The sequence below is a fragment of the Marinimicrobium alkaliphilum genome (assembly GCF_003259155.1).
Lineage (GTDB): Bacteria > Pseudomonadota > Gammaproteobacteria > Pseudomonadales > Cellvibrionaceae > Marinimicrobium_A > Marinimicrobium_A alkaliphilum.
On record NZ_QGMQ01000034.1, the window covers coordinates 1 to 243 of the forward strand.

Sequence of the window (243 nt, forward strand, 5' to 3'; positions counted from 1 at the left end):
ACCCGCACCACCAGCGCCGTGCTCGGTTCACAGGCCACCGGCAACTGGAGCTGCACCCGGCGCCCCGAACCCGGCGCGCGCTCAATCGGTTGGCCGGTCTTGTCCCGCAATGCAGTCGGGGTGAAGGTATGATTACCTGCGGGAGTCAGTAAGATCAAGCGGTCACCTACTGCAAAGCCGTTTTTGGCATCCACCTCGGTCCAGCCGCCCTGTTCTGCTACGGGCTCGGCCACCCATTGTTGA

1 protein-coding gene is annotated in these 243 nt (G+C 63.8%); it reads right to left on the reverse strand.

Annotated features, from left to right (window positions below; translation table 11 throughout):
- Positions 1 to 243: U32 family peptidase C-terminal domain-containing protein (locus DKW72_RS16275; RefSeq protein WP_198411409.1), on the reverse strand; the 243-nt coding region annotated here is incomplete at both ends.